Raw genomic sequence first — 15,791 nt, 5'->3', positions numbered from 1 at the left:
GCTGACGGGGGCTAGGGCGGGAAGGCGACGTCGAAGGCCGCGCCGAGGGCGCCGGTGAGCGTGTCGGACTCGTCGGCCAGCCAGTGCTCGTAGGCCGAGAGCGCGACGCCCAGCAGGGTCCAGGCCAGCGTCTGCGGGCGCAGGTCGGTGGGTTTGGCGTCGGTGCGGCGCGCGACGAAGCGGGCGATCACCTCGCGCCAGCCGGCGTACATCGTCATCGAATACGCCTGCAGTTCCGCGGTTTCCAGGATGACCCGCATCCGCTCGCGATGGCGGGCGGTCTCGGTGGACCCGAAGGTGTTGAACTCGAGCAGCGCGGTGCGCAGCGCGGCGCGCAGCGGCACATCGTCGTCGATGCCGTCGAGCAGGTCGGCCAGGTGATCGAGGTGGGTGTCGAAGTCGCCCCACAGGATCGCGTTCTTGGACGCGTAGTAGCGGAACACCGTGCGCCGGGCGATGCCGGCGGCCTGGGCGACGTCGTCGACGCTGACGCCGTCGAAGCCGTGCGCGCTGAACAGGTCGATCGCCACCTCGGCGATGTGGTCGCGGGTGGTGGAGCGCCGCCGCCCGACCCGGGCCGAGGCGGTGTGATCGGTGGGCTGATTCACCTGGTCGCCACCTCGCTTTCGAACCCGTTCTTCCGTTTCGGCACCCGATGCCATATTCTGTCCCGCACAGACCCGACGTGTCGAGTCTCACACGACGAAAGGTAATCACATGGACAACGATCAGCAGGTCACCACCGACGCCGAGCTCGTCTCGGAGAGCCTCGTCGAAGAGGTCTCCATCGACGGCATGTGCGGCGTCTACTGACGATGACGACATCGCCGGCCGCGACCATGGATGACCTCGACCGGCCCGGCCGGTTCGATCCGGGCCGCGGCTGGCGCCTGCACCCGCAGGTGGCGGTGCGCCCCGAGCCGTTCGGGGCGCTGCTCTACCACTTCGGCACCCGCAAGCTGTCTTTCCTGAAGAACCGCACGGTCCTGGAGCTGGTCCAGTCCCTCGGTGAGTACGACGACGTGCTGAGCGCGTGTCGGGCCGCCGGGATCGACGAGTCCGCCCAGCAGCCCTACCTGCACGCGCTTTCCGTGCTGGTCTCATCGAAAATGCTTGTGCCCCAAGACCACACGAGGGAGGACACATGACGTCCGTAGCACCGGTCCCACGGCTGGTTGATCAGTTCGAGCGCGGTTTGGACGCGCCGATCTGCCTGACCTGGGAATTGACCTACGCGTGCAACCTGTCGTGCGTGCACTGCCTGTCCTCCTCGGGCAAGCGCGACCCGCGCGAACTGTCCACGCAGCAGTGCAAGGACATCATCGACGAGCTCGAACGCATGCAGGTGTTCTACGTGAACATCGGCGGCGGTGAGCCCACGGTGCGCTCGGACTTCTGGGAGCTCGTGGACTACGCCACCGAGCACCACGTCGGGGTGAAGTTCTCCACCAACGGGGTGCGGATCACCCCCGAGGTGGCCGCCAAGCTCGCCGCCAGCGACTACGTCGACGTCCAGATCTCGCTCGACGGCGCGACCGCCGAGGTCAACGACGCGGTGCGCGGCCCCGGCTCCTTCGCCATGGCCGTACGTGCGCTGGAAAATCTTGCCGCCGCGGGCTTCTCGGACGCCAAGATCTCGGTGGTGGTGACCCGGCACAACGTCGACCAGCTCGACGACTTCAAGGCCCTGGCCGACCGCTACGGCGCCACGCTGCGCATCACCCGGCTGCGTCCCTCGGGCCGCGGCGCCGACGTCTGGGACGAACTGCACCCGACCGCCGCCCAACAGGTCCAGCTCTACGACTGGCTGGTGGCCCACGGGGAGCGCGTGCTCACCGGTGACTCGTTCTTCCACCTGTCGGGCCTCGGCGAGCCCGGCGCGCTGGCCGGCCTGAACCTGTGCGGTGCGGGGCGCGTGGTGTGCCTGATCGACCCGGTCGGCGACGTCTACGCCTGCCCGTTCGCGATCCACGACCGCTTCCTGGCCGGAAACGTGGTGGCCGACGGCGGATTCGACACCGTGTGGAAGTACTCGGAGCTGTTCCGCGAACTGCGCGAACCGCAGTCGGCGGGCGCCTGCTCGGGCTGCGCGCACTACGACGCCTGCCGCGGCGGCTGCATGGCCGCCAAGTTCTTCACCGGGCTGCCGATGGACGGCCCGGACCCCGAATGCGTGCAGGGCTATGGCGAGCCGGCGCTGGCGCTGGATCGCGAGGTGCCCTCGGCCCGCGTCGACCACTCCCGCACCGGGAAGCGCAAGACGCCCGCCGGGCCCGTTCCACTGACCCTGCTCACCACTCCACCGGCGCCGCCCAAGGCGTTCTGCAACGAAAGTCCAGTCTGAATTCATGGCACGTGATACCTGGTTCGAAACCGTCGCCATCGCCCAGCAGCGGGCGAAGAAGCGGCTCCCGAAGTCGGCCTACTCCTCGCTGATCTCCGCCAGCGAGAAGGGCGTGACGGTCTCGGACAACGTCGAGGCCTTCTCCGAACTCGGCTTCGCCCCGCACGTCGTGGGCGCCACCGAGAAGCGGGAAATGGCGACAACCGTGATGGGCCAGGACGTTTCGATGCCGGTCATCATCTCGCCGACCGGTGTGCAGGCCGTGGACCCCGACGGCGAGGTCGCGGTGGCCCGGGCCGCCGCGGCGCGCGGCACCGCGATGGGCTTGTCGTCGTTCGCCAGCAAGCCGATCGAAGAAGTCACCGCCGTCAACGACAAGATCTTCTTCCAGGTCTACTGGCTGGGCAGCCGCGATGAGATCGCCGAGCGGGTGCAGCGCGCCAAGGACGCCGGGGCCGTCGGCCTGATCGCCACCACCGACTGGAGCTTCAGCCACGGCCGGGACTGGGGCAGCCCGCAGATCCCCGAGCAGATGAACCTGCGCACCATGCTGAAGATGTCCCCGGAGGTCATCACCAAACCGCGCTGGTTCTTCAGCTTCGCCAAGCACCTGCGCCCGCCGGACCTGCGGGTACCCAATCAGGGCCGGCGCGGCGAACGAGGGCCGACGTTCTTCGAGGCCTACGGCCAGTGGATGGGTACCCCGCCGCCCACCTGGGAGGACATCGCCTGGCTGCGCGAACAGTGGCCGGGCGCCCCGTTCCTGCTCAAGGGCACCGTGCGGGTCGACGACGCCAAACGCGCTGTGGACGCTGGTGTTTCGGCGATCACAGTGTCCAACCACGGCGGCAACAACCTGGACGGCACCCCGGCGGCGATCCGCTGCCTGCCGGCCATCGCCGACGCGGTGGGCGATCAGATCGAGGTTTTGCTGGACGGCGGCATCCGACGCGGCAGCGACGTGGTCAAGGCCGTCGCCCTGGGTGCCAAGGCCGTGATGATCGGCCGGGCCTACCTGTGGGGCCTGGCGGCCAACGGCCAGGCCGGCGTCGAGAACGTGCTCGACATCCTTAGCGGCGGTATCGACTCCGCGTTGCGCGGGCTGGGGCATTCGTCGATCCATGACCTGTCCCCGGCCGACGTCCTGGTGCCCGACGGCTTCACCCGGACCCTCGGCGTCGACGGGGACTGACCGGCCTGGGACGGACGTGGCGGACGTGGCTGGCGTGAATGTGCGAGCCAGTTTTCCTCAACGGCAAGAAAAAGAAGTTCATCGTCCTGCCGAACATCCGGGGCACACCAGGTGAATTCGGCCTACCATCGGCGGGTGGCCTTCGGTAGCGAGCTCGGCAGTGCGACGTCGAGCGACCTTCTGGACACCCCCGCCGTGCTGGTGATCCCGGTGGGCTCCACCGAGCAGCACGGCCCGCACCTGCCGTTGGACACCGACACCCGCATTGCCGAGGCGGTGTCCGCGCAGGTCGTCGCGCGGGCTCAGGGCGGGCCCGACCATACCCTGCGGTACCTGTTGGCCCCGCCGATCGCCTATGGCGCCAGCGGCGAGCACGAGGCCTTTGCCGGCACGATCTCGATCGGCACCGAGGCCCTGCGCCACGTGCTGGTGGAGTACGGCCGGTCCGCGGGTCGGTGGGCGCGGCGGCTGGTGTTCGTCAACGGGCACGGCGGCAACGTCGCGGCCCTGACCGCGGCGGTGCGGCTACTGCGCTCCGAAGGCCGCGAGGCGGCCTGGTGTTCGTGTACGGTGCGGGGTGGCGATGCGCACGCCGGGCACACTGAAACGTCTGTATTGCTACATATTTCGCCGGCTGAGGTGAGGTTTGACCGATCCCGCCCCGGCAACTGCGCACCGCTGGTAGACCTGATGCCGAGCATGCGCCGTGGGGGAGTGGCGGCAGTAAGTGAGGTGGGAGTGTTGGGGGACCCGACCACTGCGACCGCAAACGCGGGCAAACAGTTGTTCGAGGAGATGGTGAGCGGCTGCGCCGGCCGGATCGGCCGCTGGGAACCGCGCGTCGACGGGATGTTGACATGACGCAGACGCGACTGCCCGACGGCTTCGCCGTCCAGGTGGACCGGCGCGTGCGTGTGCTGGGCGCGGGCTCGGCGTTGCTGGGCGGCTCGCCGACCCGACTGCTTCGCCTCGCGCCGGCGGCGCAGACCCTGCTCGACGGCGGCCGGCTCGAGGTCCGGGACGCCGTCAGCGCCCAGTTGGCCCGCGCCCTGCTCGACGCCACGGTGGCCCATCCGCGGCCCGCGGGCGGTCCGTCCCACCTGGATGTAACCGTGGTTATCCCGGTGCGGGACAACCTGTCCGGGGTACGACGGCTGGTCGGCACCCTGCGCGGTCTGCGGGTGGTGGTGGTCGACGACGGGTCGAGGATGCCGCTGCTGTCCTCGGATTTCGTCGGGGCGCACTGCGATGTGGAGGTATTGCGCCATTCGGCCAGCCGGGGCCCGGCCGCCGCGCGCAACACCGGCCTGCGGGCCGCGACCACCGACTTCGTGGCGTTCCTGGATTCCGACGTGGTGCCGCGCCGCGGTTGGCTCGAGGCCCTGCTGGGCCACTTCTGCGATCCGACCGTCGCGCTGGTGGCCCCGCGCATCATCGGCCTGAACTCGCAGGACACCCTGGTGGCCCGGTACGAGGCGGTCCGGTCCTCGCTGGACTTGGGGCAGCGCGAAGCGCCGGTGGTCCCCTACGGCACGGTGTCCTATGTGCCCAGCGCGGCGATCATCTGCCGGCGCTCGGCGCTGACCGAACTGGGCGGCTTCGACGAGGCCATGCACTGCGGCGAGGACGTCGACCTGTGCTGGCGACTGGTCGAGTCCGGCGCCCGGTTGCGCTACGAGCCGATCGCGCTGGTGGCCCACGAGCATCGCACCAGTGTCCGGGACTGGTTGGGGCGCAAGGCCTTCTACGGAAGTTCGGCCGCGCCGCTGTCCAGTCGGCATCCGGACAAGACCGCGCCGCTGGTGATCTCGGGCTGGACGCTGGTCGCCTGGGTGCTGCTGGGTCTGGGGTCACGGCTGGGTTATCTGGGGTCGATGCTGGCCGCGCTGGCCACCGGCGGTCGGATCTCGCGGTCCATGCGGGCCCCGGAGACCCAGCCCGGCGACGTGGCGTTCGTGGCCGCTCGCGGCCTGGGCCTGGCGGCGGTGCAGTTGGCCGCCGCGCTGTGCCGGCATTACTGGCCGGTGGCGCTGGTGCTCGCGATGGCGTCGCAGCGCTGGCGGCGCGTGGTGGTGGTCGCCGCGATCGTCGACGGGGTGGTGGACTGGGTGGCGCGCCGGCGCAACGCCAACAGCGACGACACCAAGCCGCTGGGCCTGCTCACCTACGTGGTGATGAAACGCCTCGACGACCTGGCCTACGGGGTGGGCCTGTGGCACGGCGCCCTACGCGAGCACAACGCCCGTCCGCTCAAGCCGCAGATCAGGGCGTGAGCCCCCGTCCGACCCACAGCGATGTGCTGGTCATCGGGGCGGGTAGTGCCGGTTCCGTGGTGGCCGAACGTCTTTCGGCCGACCCGGCGTGTTCGGTGACGGTGCTGGAGCTGGGCCCCGGCCCGTCGGACCCCGGTGTGGCGGCGCTGACCGACAACGGCACGGTACTGCCGGTGGGGGCGGGCAGTCCGCTGGTGGCGCGGTTTCCCGCCCAGCTGACCGACAGCCCGGCGCGGACGGTGCAGTTGGTTCGCGGCGCGACGGTGGGCGGTTCCGGGGCGGTGAACGGCGGCTATTTCTGCCGGGCCGTGCCGGCGGACTTCGCGGCGTGGGATCTGCCCGGGTGGGGGTGGGACGACGTGCTGCCGCACTACCGCGCCATCGAGACCGATCTGGACTTCACGGGTCCGCAACACGGCGACCGCGGCCCGATCCGGCTGCGGCGCACCGCCGAGACTGTCGGCAGCACAGCGCTTTTCCTCCAGGCGACCGCGCGCTACGGCTATCCCTGGCTGCCCGATCTCAACGACGGTGCGGCCCCGGGCTTGCCGACGGGGATCGGTCCGGTGCCGCTCAACATCGTCGACGGGGTGCGGGTCGGGCCCGGTGCGGGGTTCCTGGTGCCCGCGCTCGGGCGGCCCAACCTCACGGTGTTCGCGGGGCTTCGGGTGCTGCGGCTACGGTTCGCAGGCACCCGGGCGGTCGGGGTGGACGCCGTCGGTCCGGACGGCCCGCAGGTGTTCACGGCGGACCGGATCGTGTTGTGCGCCGGGGCGATCGGGTCGGCGCACCTGCTCATGCTCTCGGGTATCGGCGACGACGCGGTGCTGCGCGCACTGGGGATCGCGACCGTGCAACAGCATGCCGTCGGCGCGCGGTGTTCGGATCACCCCGAATGGGTGCTGCCCACCAGCTGGGCCGTCGAACCCCGCCGGCCGGTGCTCGAGGTCGTGCTCAGCCTGGGTGGTGATCTCGAGATCCGGCCCTACACGGGCGGTTTCGTGGCGATGCTGGGTGATGGGACCGAGGGGCGGCCCGATTGGCCGCACCTTGGTGTCGCCTTGATGCAGCCCCGCTCGCGGGGCGCCCTGACCCTCGCCTCGGCCGATCCGGCGGTGCCGCCGCGCATCGCGCACCACTACGATTCGGAGCCCGCCGATGTCGCGCGGTTGCGCCACGGCGCCGAGCTGGCCTACGAGATCACCGGGGCCACAACGGGTATGGGGGAGCCCTCCTGGTCGACGTCGCAACATCTGTGCGGCAGCGTGCCGATGGGGGCCGAGGATGATCCCTACGCGGTGCTCGATGAGCAGTGCCGCGTGCGCGGCGTCGAGCGGCTGTGGGTGATCGACGGTTCGGTCATGCCGAGGATTCCGAGTCGGGGTCCGCATGCGACGACGGTGATGCTGGCGCATCGGGCGGCGCCGTTCGTGCTGTCCTGAGCTTCCGGATCACCGCGAGCTGGCGCCCGTCGCGGCCGGGGGCCCACAGGCCGATCAGCACGGCCGCGACGATGATCACGACGGCCAGCGACAGCAGCGAGGCCTGTAGGCCCTGCACGAACGCGCCGCGGCTGATCTCGAGCAACTGGGCGCCCTGTTCGCCGAGGCGCTCGGCGACGGACATGGACTCCCCGAGGGACCGTGACGCGGCCTCGCGGATCGGCTCGGGATACGACTCGAGGTGCGGCGCAATGGCATTGGTGTACTGCGTGGCCAGCAGCGAGCCGGCCAACGCGATGCCGAGGGCGGCGCCGACCTCGCGGGTGGTGTCGTTGACCGCCGAGGCCACGCCCTGTTTGTCGTCGGGCACCGAGGTCATGATGGCCGCGGTGGTCGGCGCCACCGACATCCCGATGCCGGAACTGAGCACCACCAGCGGCCAGGCGAGATCCCAATAGGGCGAGTTGATTTCGAGTCCGCGCAGGGCCAGGTAGCCCGTGGCGGTCAGCAGCAGGCCGATGAAGACGACCAGCCGCAGGCCCACCCGCGGGGCATACCAGAACGAGGTCGCCGTCAGCAGCAGCATCGGGCCGCCCAGCGGTGAGATGGCCAGCGCGGTCTCGAGCGCGCTGTAGCCCATCACCAGCTGGATGTGCTGCATGATGACGAAGAAGAAGCCGAACAGCGCCAGGAACAGCACGGTGACGGTGGCGGCGCCGGTGGCGAAGTTGACGTCGCCGAACAGGCGGACGTCGAGCAGCGGATACTTCTGGCGCAGTTCGATGACGCCGAACGCGGCGGCCAGAAGGACGCCGGCGGCCAGGCAGCCGTAGACCAGCGGGTGGTCCCAGCCGTGCACGGGGGCTTCCAGGATGCCGAACACGAACGCCGCGACCGCCGCCCCGATGACGACGGCGCCGAGCCAGTCCAGCGGCTTGGGGTCGTCGTCGCGGGAACTGGGCATCGTCAGGGTCAGCGGGACCAGCAGCGCCGAGCAGATGGCGAAGGCCCAGAAGATCGACGGCCACGTCCAGAAGTGCAGCAAGATGCCGGAGCCGAGCATGCCGATCAGGCCGCCGACGCCGGAGACGCCGGCCCAGATCCCCACGGCCTTGGTCCGCTGGTCGGCCGGGAAGGCGGTGGTGATCAGCGAGAGGGTGGCCGGCATGATCAGCGCCGCGCCCGCCCCGGCGCCGGCGCGGGCCAGGATTAGCAGATCGGCACCGGTCCAGATCAGCGGCGCGGCCGAGGCCAGCGCGAAGACGACCAGCCCGGCGATGAACGCGCCGCGGCGGCCGTAGCGGTCCCCGATGGCGCCGGCGGGCAGCAGCAGACAGGCCAGCACCAGCGTGTAGCTGTCCACGATCCAGGTGAGTTGGGTCTGGGTGGCCGAGGTCTCGACGGCGATGTCGCCGAGCGCGGTGTTCAGCGCCACCATCGAGGACATCACCAGCGCGACGCCGAAGCAGGCCAGCGTCAGGGTCCACAGCCTTGCGCGAGTCGAGAGCCCCGCCGTCGCCGGGTCGGTAGTCTGATCTGGCTGGGTGGATGTGTCGACCACTGTCGGACGCCCCCTTCAGCGGCAGGTGAACTTTCGAGACTAACAGTCTTGTAGCGTGGTGGACAATTTGCTGGACAAGGACGAACGCACGAACGGCTCCGGACGCACCGATCCGCGGCCGGCGCGCTCCCGCGCGCGGTTGTTGGACGCGGCCACGGCGCTGTTGCGCGCCGGTGGGCCCAGCGCGGTGACCGTGGACGCGGTGCTGCGCGGGGCCAACGTCGCCCGGGCCACCCTGTATCGGCACTTTCCCAGCGGCAACGACCTGCTGGCCGCGGCCTTCCAGAGCCTGATCCCGCCGGCCCCGATGCCGCCCGAGGACGGTGCGTTGCGGGACCGGCTGATGGCACTGATGGAGGCCTGGGCCGACCACATCGCGGAGGCGCCCGCGCTGCTGACCGCGATGAACTGGCTGGCGCTGGGCCGGGATCTGGACCATATGCCGGCCGTCCAGGACGACCGTCGCGGCACCGCGGAAAACTCGGCCGACAGCGACGAGGTGCGCACGCTGCGCGAGCGGATCGCGCAGCAGTACGCCGCGCCCTTCGACGCCATCTTCGACAGCCCGCAGGCCACGGCCGAACTCGTCGAGTTCGACCGGGCCACGGCGATGACGTTGCTACTCGGTCCGCTGGTGACCGCCAAGCTCTCGACCCTGGCCGACGTCGACTACCGCGAGTGTGTGCGCGCGGCGGTCGACGGCTTCCTACACGTCTACGGCCGGTCGGTCAGCGCAGCGAATACCGAATAGGTAGGTGCTTGAGTCCGCCGACGAACACCGTCGAGGTCAGTTCCGGCGCGCCGGCCAACTCGATCGAGTCCAGCCGCGGGAGCAGCTCGGTGAAGAAGCTGTTGATCTCCATGCGCGCCAGCGCGGCGCCCAGGCAGAAGTGCACGCCGTAGCCGAACGCCAGATGCTTGTTGGGGTCGCGGCCGACGTCGAAGGTGAACGGATCGTCGAAGACCTCCTCGTCCCGGTTCGCCGAAACGTAAGCGAGGTAGACGGACTCGCCCTCCTTGATCGGGACGCCGCGCACCTCGGTGTCGGCGGCCGCGGTCCGCATGAACTCCTTGACCGGGGTGGTCCAGCGGATCATCTCCTCGACGGCCAGCGGCATCAGGCTCATGTCGCCCTTCAGCCGGTCCAGCTGGTCGGGGTTGTCGATCAGCGCGCGTAACCCGCCGGCGATGGCGTGGCTGGTGGTGTCGTGCCCGGCGGTGGCCACGATCACGTAGTAGGACAGGCAGTCGACGTCGGAGAGCAGTTCCCCGTCGACGCGGCCGTTGGCGATCGCCGATGCCAGATCGTCGGTCGGGTTCGCCCGCCGGTCCTGGGTCAGCTTGTTGAAGTAGGCGAAGAAGTCCATCAGCGTCTGCAACTTCTCTTCCGGCGTGGAGCCGCGCTGGTACTCCTCCTCGTCGCCGCCGAACAGTTCCTGGGTCAGCTGCAGCATCCGGGGGAAGTCGGACTCGGGCAGGCCCAGCAGCGACATGATGACGTAGAGCGGGAAGTTGACGGACACCTCGGTGACGAAGTCGCACTCCGGTCCCACCTCGGCCATCTTGTCGACGTAGTGCTTGGCCAGCTCGTCGACGCGGCCCTGCAGCGCGCGCATTGCCTTGGGGCGGAACCAGTCCGCGCCGATGGCGCGCACCTTGCGGTGGTGCGGGTCGTCCATGTGGATCAGCGTGCGCAGGCCCATCCCCGCCTCCAGCTGCGCCTTGGCCAGGTCGTCGGCCTCGGCGGTCGCCAACAGCGGCCGGGGCTCGCTCAACCACAGGTCGTTGGCCCGCTCGATGTCCATGATGTCGGCGTGCTTGGTGACCGCGAAGAACGGCCGGTACGGCGGCTGATCCACCCACGCCACCGGGTTGTTCGCGCGCAGCCACGTCAGCGCCGCGTGCAACCGGTCGTCGTCGGCGTACGCCGACGGATCCGCGAAAACCTTTGCCGCCTCGTCCATTGTCCGAGTGGTCACCCGAAGCCTCCCTCGTCCGTAAGTGTCCTTACCGCGAGTGTGGCCGACGGGTGCGCCGCGTGCCCGGGTTTTCGCGAACCCGTCAGCGCAGCGAGTACCGGATGGGCAGGTGCTTGAGGCCGCCGACGAAGATCGTCGCCGAGTACTCCGGCTCGCCCGCCAACTCGATGGAGTCCAGGCGCGGGAGCAGCTCGGTGAACAGGCTGTTCATCTCCATCCGGGCCAGCGCGGCGCCCAGGCAGAAGTGCACGCCGTAGCCGAACGACAGGTGCTTGTTGGGGTCGCGCCCGACGTCGAAGGTGAACGGATCGTCGAAGATCTCCTCGTCCCGGTTGGCCGAGACGTAGGACAGGTACACCGACTCGCCCTTGGCGATCGGCACCCCGCGCACCTCGGTGTCGGCGGTCGCGGTCCGCATGAACTCCTTGACCGGCGTCGACCACCGGATCATTTCCTCGACGGCCTGCGGCATCAGGCTCATGTCGCCCTTCAGCCGGGCCAACTGGTCCGGGTTCTGGATCAGCGCGCCCAGCCCGCCCGAGATGGCGTCCTTGGTGGTGTCGTGGCCGGCGCTGGCGACGATCACGTAGTAGGACAGCGTGTCCATGTCGGACATCAGCTCGCCGTTGATCGTGCCGTTGGCGATGGCCGAGGCCAGGTCCCCGGTCGGGTTTTCTCGCCGCGACTTGGTCAGCGCGCTGAAGTAGGTGAAGAAGTCCAACAGGACTGCCATCAGGTCCTCGGTGGTGCCCTCGCCGCGCTGATGTTCGGCATCCTCGCCGCCGAACATCTCCTGGGTCAGCTTGAGCATGCGCGGGAAGTCCTCCTCGGGGAGGCCGAGCAGCGACAGGATCACGTACAGGGGGTAGTTGATCGCGATGTCGGTGACGAAGTCGCATTCGGGACCGATCTCGACCATCCGGTCGACGTAGCGCTTGGCCAACTCGTCGACGCGCACCTTCAGGTCGCGCATCGCCTTGGGCCGGAACCAGTCGGCGCCGATCTTGCGGACGTCGCGGTGGTGCGGGTCGTCCATGTGGATGAGCGTGCGCAGGCCGATCCCGGCCTCCTGGTCCCGCTTGATCGCGTCCTCGGCCTCGGCCGGCAGCAGCAGCGGCCGCGGACCGCTGATCCACAGCTCGTTGTCGCGCTCGATGTCCATGATGTCGGCGTGCTTGGTGATGCCCCAGAACGGCCGGTACGGGGGGCTGTCCACCCAGGTGACCGGCTCGTTGGCGCGCAGCCACGTCAACGCCTCGTGCAGGCGGTGGTTGTCGGCGTAGGCGGTGGGGTCGGCCAGGACCCGCCCCTGCTCACTGGCTTGGCGGGCGGTCGTCGGGCTGGTCAATTCGCGCTCCTCGCGGTCCGTTCACAAAAAACTTGACGGGTGTCAGGTACCAGTCTGGCCGATGGTTCGCGATCGGGGAAGTCGATCGAAGGTAGGTGGCGCGGCGGACTCCGGGTTTCAACCCTGGGGGTGAGCGCGTCAAGTTTGTTCTTTGAGTGGCCACTGGCATGTGCGTTCTGGCGTGTCGACCCATTAGGTAGGTGCAGCCTGTCTGATGTTGTCGGTTGTGGGTGTTACGTTGCGAACGAATGCGAATATCGCGTTCCAGTGCGCATATCACGTGGTGTGGTGCCCGAAGTACCGCCGGAAGGTGATCGGTGGCCGGATGGAAGTCCGCTTGAAGGAGATCATCGCCGAGGTGATCACCGAGAAGGGGGCGTGGTTGATCGAGATGGAGACCATGGCTGATCACGTGCATCTGTTGGTGGAGGTGGACCCGCAGTTTGGGGTGCACAAATTGGTGAAGGCTATCAAGGGCCGCTCGTCGCGGGTGCTACGCGAGGAATTCCCGTGGCTGAAATCGCGGTTGCCGTCGTTGTGGACGAATTCGTACTTCGTGGCCACGGTGGGCGGGGCGCCGTTATCGGTGATCAAACGCTATGTCGAGGCGCAGAAGGACCGCTGAGCCATGTTGACGGGGCGGCGGTTTCGGGTCGAGTTCAGCGGCGAGCAGGCTGAGTTCGCCGAGCGGATTGGGGCGGTGTGCCGGGCGGTGTGGAACACCGGGTTGGAGCAGCGCCGTGAGTATCGCCGTCGTGGGGCGTGGATGAATTACGGGCCGCAGGCCAAGGAGTTGGCCGAGGCGAAGGCTGAGCATCGGTGGTTGAAAGATGTTCCGGGGCATTGTTTGCAGCAGACGTTGATGGATCTGGATCGGGCGTGCCGTGAGCATGGCACCTTCAGGGTGCGGTGGCGATCAGGGCGTCGGTGGGCGCCGTCGTTCCGGTTCCCCGAGGGCAACAAGATGACGGTGGAAAGCTCAACCGTCGCCACGGCCGGATCAAGTTGCCCAAGCTGGGCTGGGTGAAGTTCCGCGCGGGCCGCAGCCTCGACGGTGAGACCCTCCGTTCGGCCACCCTGTCCCGAGAGGGCCGGCATTGGTTCCTGTCGGTGCTGGTCGACGACGGCCGCCAGACCCCCGAGACCCACGCGTCACCGGGCAGCGCGGTGGGGGTGGACCGCGGTGTCGCGGTGGCGGTCGCGACCAGCGGCGGCGAGCTGATCGACAGTCAGTTTGTGGCCCCTGGGGAGCGTCGCCGGGGGATAGCGTTGCAGCGCAAGTTGTCGCGGTGCGCGAAACGCTCGACCAATCGGGACAAGACTCGCGCGGCGTTGGCGGCGGTGCGGGCCCGGGAGCGGCGGCGGCGTCTGGACTTCGCCGCTCAGGTCGCGCACCGGCTCGCGGTCGCCAACGCGGTGGTGGTGCTCGAAGACCTCAAGATCACACAGATGACGAAATCGGCGAAAGGAACGATCGAATCGCCCGGGCGCAACGTGGCAGCCAAGTCCGGGCTCAACCGCGCCATCTTGTCCAAAGGGTGGCATCAGTTCGCGTTGGCACTGGCTTCGGCGGCCCGCTACACCGGGACCACCGTGGTGAAGGTGCCGGCGGCCTACACATCGCAACGCTGCTCAGCGTGTGGGCATGTGGACCCGAAATCCCGTGAGAGCCAAGCGGTGTTCCGGTGCACCCACTGCCCGCATCATGAGCATGCGGATGTCAACGCCGCCAAGAATATTCTGGCCGCAGGGCTTGCGGTCACCGCCTGTGAAGACCAATCGAGGCCCGCGGGCCGAGCGCGGTCACCGAAGCAGGAACCAGCAGGAAACCGCGAGGAATTACTGCTCCAACCCACCACTGCTGCACCCGCAGCATGAACCGGTTGGAATCCCCCGGCTTCAGCCGCGGGGAGGACGTCAATTGCAAACTGGGGACTTTGGTCCGCGGAAGGGGCCTTCGAAGGGACCTTGGAAGGGGCCCGGAATCGGCCGTGGAAAGGACCTCGTCGTTCCGGGCCCGGAACCGGCGGCGCGTACGCTGAATTTTCGTGCCGCTGCGATTCCTGGGCGCGCTGGCGTTGTCCGCGTTGCTGCTACTGACGGGCTGCGCCGCCGGCGCCCAGCCCGGACCGGAGGCGGCGCCAGGTCTGGAGGCCGGCGTCGTCGACACCACGGCCGGCACGGTGCGCGGTCAGGTGGCACCGGGCTACCAACTCTTCGAGGGCATTCCCTACGCCGCGGCACCGGTGGGCCCGCTGCGCTGGCAGCCGCCGCGCCCGCCGCAGCCGTGGGCCGGCATGCGCGACGCCAGCAGCCCCGGCCCGCGCTGCATCCAGGACGTCGCCCTGGACCCCGGCTCCGGCCAGGACTATTCCGAGGACTGCCTGTCGCTCAACGTCTGGACCCCCGAGGGGGCCGAGCAACGCCCGGTCATGGTGTGGATCCACGGCGGCGGCTTCGCCAACGGCAGCGGCGACCAGTACGACGCCAAGTGGTTGGTGACCGGCGGTGACATCGTCGTGGTCACGCTGAACTACCGGCTGGGTGCCCTGGGCTTCCTCGCGCATCCGGCCGTCGGCGACGGCAACTACGGGCTGGCCGACCAGCAGGCCGCGCTGCGCTGGGTGCGCGACAACATCGCCCGGTTCGGCGGCGATCCGGACCGGGTGACGATCGCGGGGGAGTCCGCCGGTGCGGTGTCGGTCTGCGACCATCTCGTCGCGCCTGATTCCGCGGGACTGTTCGACGCCGCGATCATCCAGAGCGGCCCGTGTCAGCAGCAACCCGAACTGCCCGCGGCGCGCGCGGCCAGCATCGACTACGCCCGCTCGGTGGGTTGCGCGGATCCCGCGACGGCCGCGCGGTGCCTGCGGGGGTTGCCGCCCGAGGAGCTCGAGGGTTCACCGCGCTACGCCTGGATCGGTGACGCCGGCCTCAGCGGCCCGGTGATCGGCACCGAGGATCTGCCGGTCGACCCCGTCGACGCCCTGGGCACCCCGCGCGCGGCCCGGGTGCCCGTGCTGATCGGGACCACGCGTGACGAGTTCACCTTGTTCACCGCGCTGGAGTACCTGCGCACCGGGCAGTCGCCGACGGTCGGGGAGTACCCGGGGCAGCTGGCCGAGATCTTCGGGGTGGACGCCGGGGCGGTCGCGGCGCGGTATTCCCCCGACCGATTCGGCGGCAACGTCGCCCTGGCCTACTCGGCGGCGGTGACCGACGGGATGTTCGCCTGCGTCGCCGACCGGATGGCCGCCCAGCTGTCCCGAGGCGTCGACCCCGCACCGGTCTACGCCTACGAGTTCAGCGACCGCAGCGCGCCCGCGCCCGACCCGTTGCGCACCGTGCCGTTCCCGGTGGGCGCCAGCCACTCGCTCGAGTTGCGCTATCTGTTCGACGTCGGCGGGGCGCCGCCGCTGGATCCCGCCCAGCGCGCACTGTCGGCGGAGATGGTCGAGTTCTGGACGGAGTTCGTCAGCACCGGCGCGCCGGCCGACGCCGACTCCGAGGCCGATGCGCCACGCTGGCCCGCGGTGCGCGACGGCGCCGATCCACGAATGTCGTTGCAGACCGGGGGAAGTCGCGTGACGAACACCTTTGACGCCGAGCACCACTGCGAGTTCTGGTCGGGCTTGCAGCGGTAGCCCCGGCT

General features: G+C 69.4%; 16 protein-coding genes. 12 read left to right on the top strand and 4 right to left on the bottom strand.

Features of this window, described 5'->3' with window-relative positions; translation table 11 throughout:
* Positions 1 to 11: 11 nt before the first annotated feature.
* Positions 12 to 608, bottom strand: coding sequence for a mycofactocin system transcriptional regulator MftR (mftR, locus tag EL338_RS19160; protein ID WP_235666215.1), 597 nt, complete (start codon positions 606 to 608; stop codon positions 12 to 14).
* A 109-nt stretch (positions 609 to 717) separates the two neighbouring features.
* Here mftR and mftA point away from each other — a divergent pair, with 109 nt between their 5' ends.
* The 7 genes from mftA (at position 718) to mftG (ending at position 7,251) form a co-directional block, all read left to right on the top strand.
* Positions 718 to 813, top strand: coding sequence for a mycofactocin precursor MftA (gene mftA / locus EL338_RS19155; protein ID WP_126335194.1), 96 nt, complete (start codon positions 718 to 720; stop codon positions 811 to 813).
* A 2-nt stretch (positions 814 to 815) separates the two neighbouring features.
* A complete protein-coding gene (gene mftB, locus EL338_RS19150; protein ID WP_197721901.1) occupies positions 816 to 1,148 on the top strand; it encodes a mycofactocin biosynthesis chaperone MftB in 333 nt (110 codons plus the stop codon).
* Entirely contained in the window at positions 1,145 to 2,344 is a 1,200-nt protein-coding gene (gene mftC, locus EL338_RS19145) for a mycofactocin radical SAM maturase (protein WP_126335193.1), read from the top strand. Before mftB ends, mftC begins: the two co-directional genes overlap by 4 nt.
* Positions 2,345 to 2,348: 4 nt before the next feature.
* Entirely contained in the window at positions 2,349 to 3,536 is a 1,188-nt protein-coding gene (gene mftD, locus EL338_RS19140; RefSeq protein ID WP_126335192.1) for a pre-mycofactocin synthase MftD, read from the top strand.
* Positions 3,537 to 3,647: 111 nt separating this feature from the next.
* Complete coding sequence (gene mftE / locus EL338_RS19135) at positions 3,648 to 4,397, top strand: mycofactocin biosynthesis peptidyl-dipeptidase MftE (protein WP_126335191.1); 750 nt, start codon at positions 3,648 to 3,650, stop codon at positions 4,395 to 4,397.
* The gene (gene mftF, locus EL338_RS19130) at positions 4,394 to 5,809 is read left to right on the top strand and encodes a mycofactocin biosynthesis glycosyltransferase MftF (protein ID WP_126335190.1); all 1,416 of its coding nucleotides are present in this window, start codon (positions 4,394 to 4,396) and stop codon (positions 5,807 to 5,809) included. Before mftE ends, mftF begins: the two co-directional genes overlap by 4 nt.
* Complete coding sequence (gene mftG / locus EL338_RS19125) at positions 5,806 to 7,251, top strand: mycofactocin dehydrogenase MftG (RefSeq protein ID WP_126335189.1); 1,446 nt, start codon at positions 5,806 to 5,808, stop codon at positions 7,249 to 7,251. Before mftF ends, mftG begins: the two co-directional genes overlap by 4 nt.
* Here mftG and EL338_RS19120 read toward each other — a convergent pair.
* On the bottom strand, positions 7,169 to 8,812 hold the full coding sequence (locus EL338_RS19120) for an MFS transporter (protein WP_163791850.1): 1,644 nt from the start codon (positions 8,810 to 8,812) through the stop codon (positions 7,169 to 7,171). The two genes, mftG and EL338_RS19120, sit on opposite strands and share 83 nt — an antisense overlap.
* 55 nt (positions 8,813 to 8,867) lie before the next feature.
* Between EL338_RS19120 and EL338_RS19115 the strand changes: the two genes are divergently transcribed.
* Entirely contained in the window at positions 8,868 to 9,563 is a 696-nt protein-coding gene (locus EL338_RS19115; protein WP_235666214.1) for a TetR/AcrR family transcriptional regulator, read from the top strand.
* On the opposite strand, the gene EL338_RS19110 is transcribed toward EL338_RS19115, so the two are convergent.
* Positions 9,541 to 10,776, bottom strand: coding sequence for a cytochrome P450 (locus EL338_RS19110; RefSeq protein WP_276006010.1), 1,236 nt, complete (start codon positions 10,774 to 10,776; stop codon positions 9,541 to 9,543). The two genes, EL338_RS19115 and EL338_RS19110, sit on opposite strands and share 23 nt — an antisense overlap.
* Positions 10,777 to 10,873: 97 nt before the next feature.
* Positions 10,874 to 12,139 (bottom strand): cytochrome P450, encoded by a 1,266-nt coding sequence (locus EL338_RS19105; RefSeq protein WP_126335187.1) that lies wholly within the window; start codon positions 12,137 to 12,139, stop codon positions 10,874 to 10,876.
* A 226-nt stretch (positions 12,140 to 12,365) separates the two neighbouring features.
* Between EL338_RS19105 and tnpA the strand changes: the two genes are divergently transcribed.
* The 4 genes from tnpA to EL338_RS19090 all read left to right on the top strand — a co-directional run bounded on the left by tnpA (position 12,366) and on the right by EL338_RS19090 (position 15,783).
* Positions 12,366 to 12,764, top strand: coding sequence for an IS200/IS605 family transposase (gene tnpA / locus EL338_RS19100; RefSeq protein ID WP_126336964.1), 399 nt, complete (start codon positions 12,366 to 12,368; stop codon positions 12,762 to 12,764).
* Positions 12,765 to 12,767: 3 nt separating this feature from the next.
* Positions 12,768 to 13,166 carry a helix-turn-helix domain-containing protein gene (locus tag EL338_RS26625; protein ID WP_235666213.1) on the top strand — a complete coding sequence of 133 codons (399 nt, stop codon included), beginning with the start codon at positions 12,768 to 12,770 and terminating at the stop codon, positions 13,164 to 13,166.
* Positions 13,067 to 14,017, top strand: coding sequence for an RNA-guided endonuclease InsQ/TnpB family protein (locus EL338_RS19095; protein ID WP_235666212.1), 951 nt, complete (start codon positions 13,067 to 13,069; stop codon positions 14,015 to 14,017). The genes EL338_RS26625 and EL338_RS19095 overlap by 100 nt, the downstream gene beginning before the upstream one ends.
* 170 nt (positions 14,018 to 14,187) lie before the next feature.
* Positions 14,188 to 15,783, top strand: a complete 1,596-nt coding sequence (locus EL338_RS19090) for a carboxylesterase/lipase family protein (protein ID WP_235666211.1) — start codon at positions 14,188 to 14,190, stop codon at positions 15,781 to 15,783.
* Positions 15,784 to 15,791: the final 8 nt, after the last annotated feature.

It is taken from the genome of Mycolicibacterium chitae, from assembly GCF_900637205.1.
GTDB classification, from domain to species: Bacteria; Actinomycetota; Actinomycetes; order Mycobacteriales; family Mycobacteriaceae; genus Mycobacterium; species Mycobacterium chitae.
Note: the sequence above shows the minus strand (reverse complement) of the source record. Positions and strands in the feature narration are given on the sequence as shown.

Coding starts and splice junctions, on each gene's coding strand:
- mftA (WP_126335194.1), top strand. CDS start 718: ATGGACAACGATCAGCAGGTCACCACCGACGCCGAGCTCGTCTCGGAG.
- mftB (WP_197721901.1), top strand. CDS start 816: ATGACGACATCGCCGGCCGCGACCATGGATGACCTCGACCGGCCCGGC.
- mftC (WP_126335193.1), top strand. CDS start 1,145: ATGACGTCCGTAGCACCGGTCCCACGGCTGGTTGATCAGTTCGAGCGC.
- mftD (WP_126335192.1), top strand. CDS start 2,349: ATGGCACGTGATACCTGGTTCGAAACCGTCGCCATCGCCCAGCAGCGG.
- mftF (WP_126335190.1), top strand. CDS start 4,394: ATGACGCAGACGCGACTGCCCGACGGCTTCGCCGTCCAGGTGGACCGG.
- EL338_RS19110 (WP_276006010.1), bottom strand. CDS start 10,776: ATGGACGAGGCGGCAAAGGTTTTCGCGGATCCGTCGGCGTACGCCGAC.
- EL338_RS26625 (WP_235666213.1), top strand. CDS start 12,768: ATGTTGACGGGGCGGCGGTTTCGGGTCGAGTTCAGCGGCGAGCAGGCT.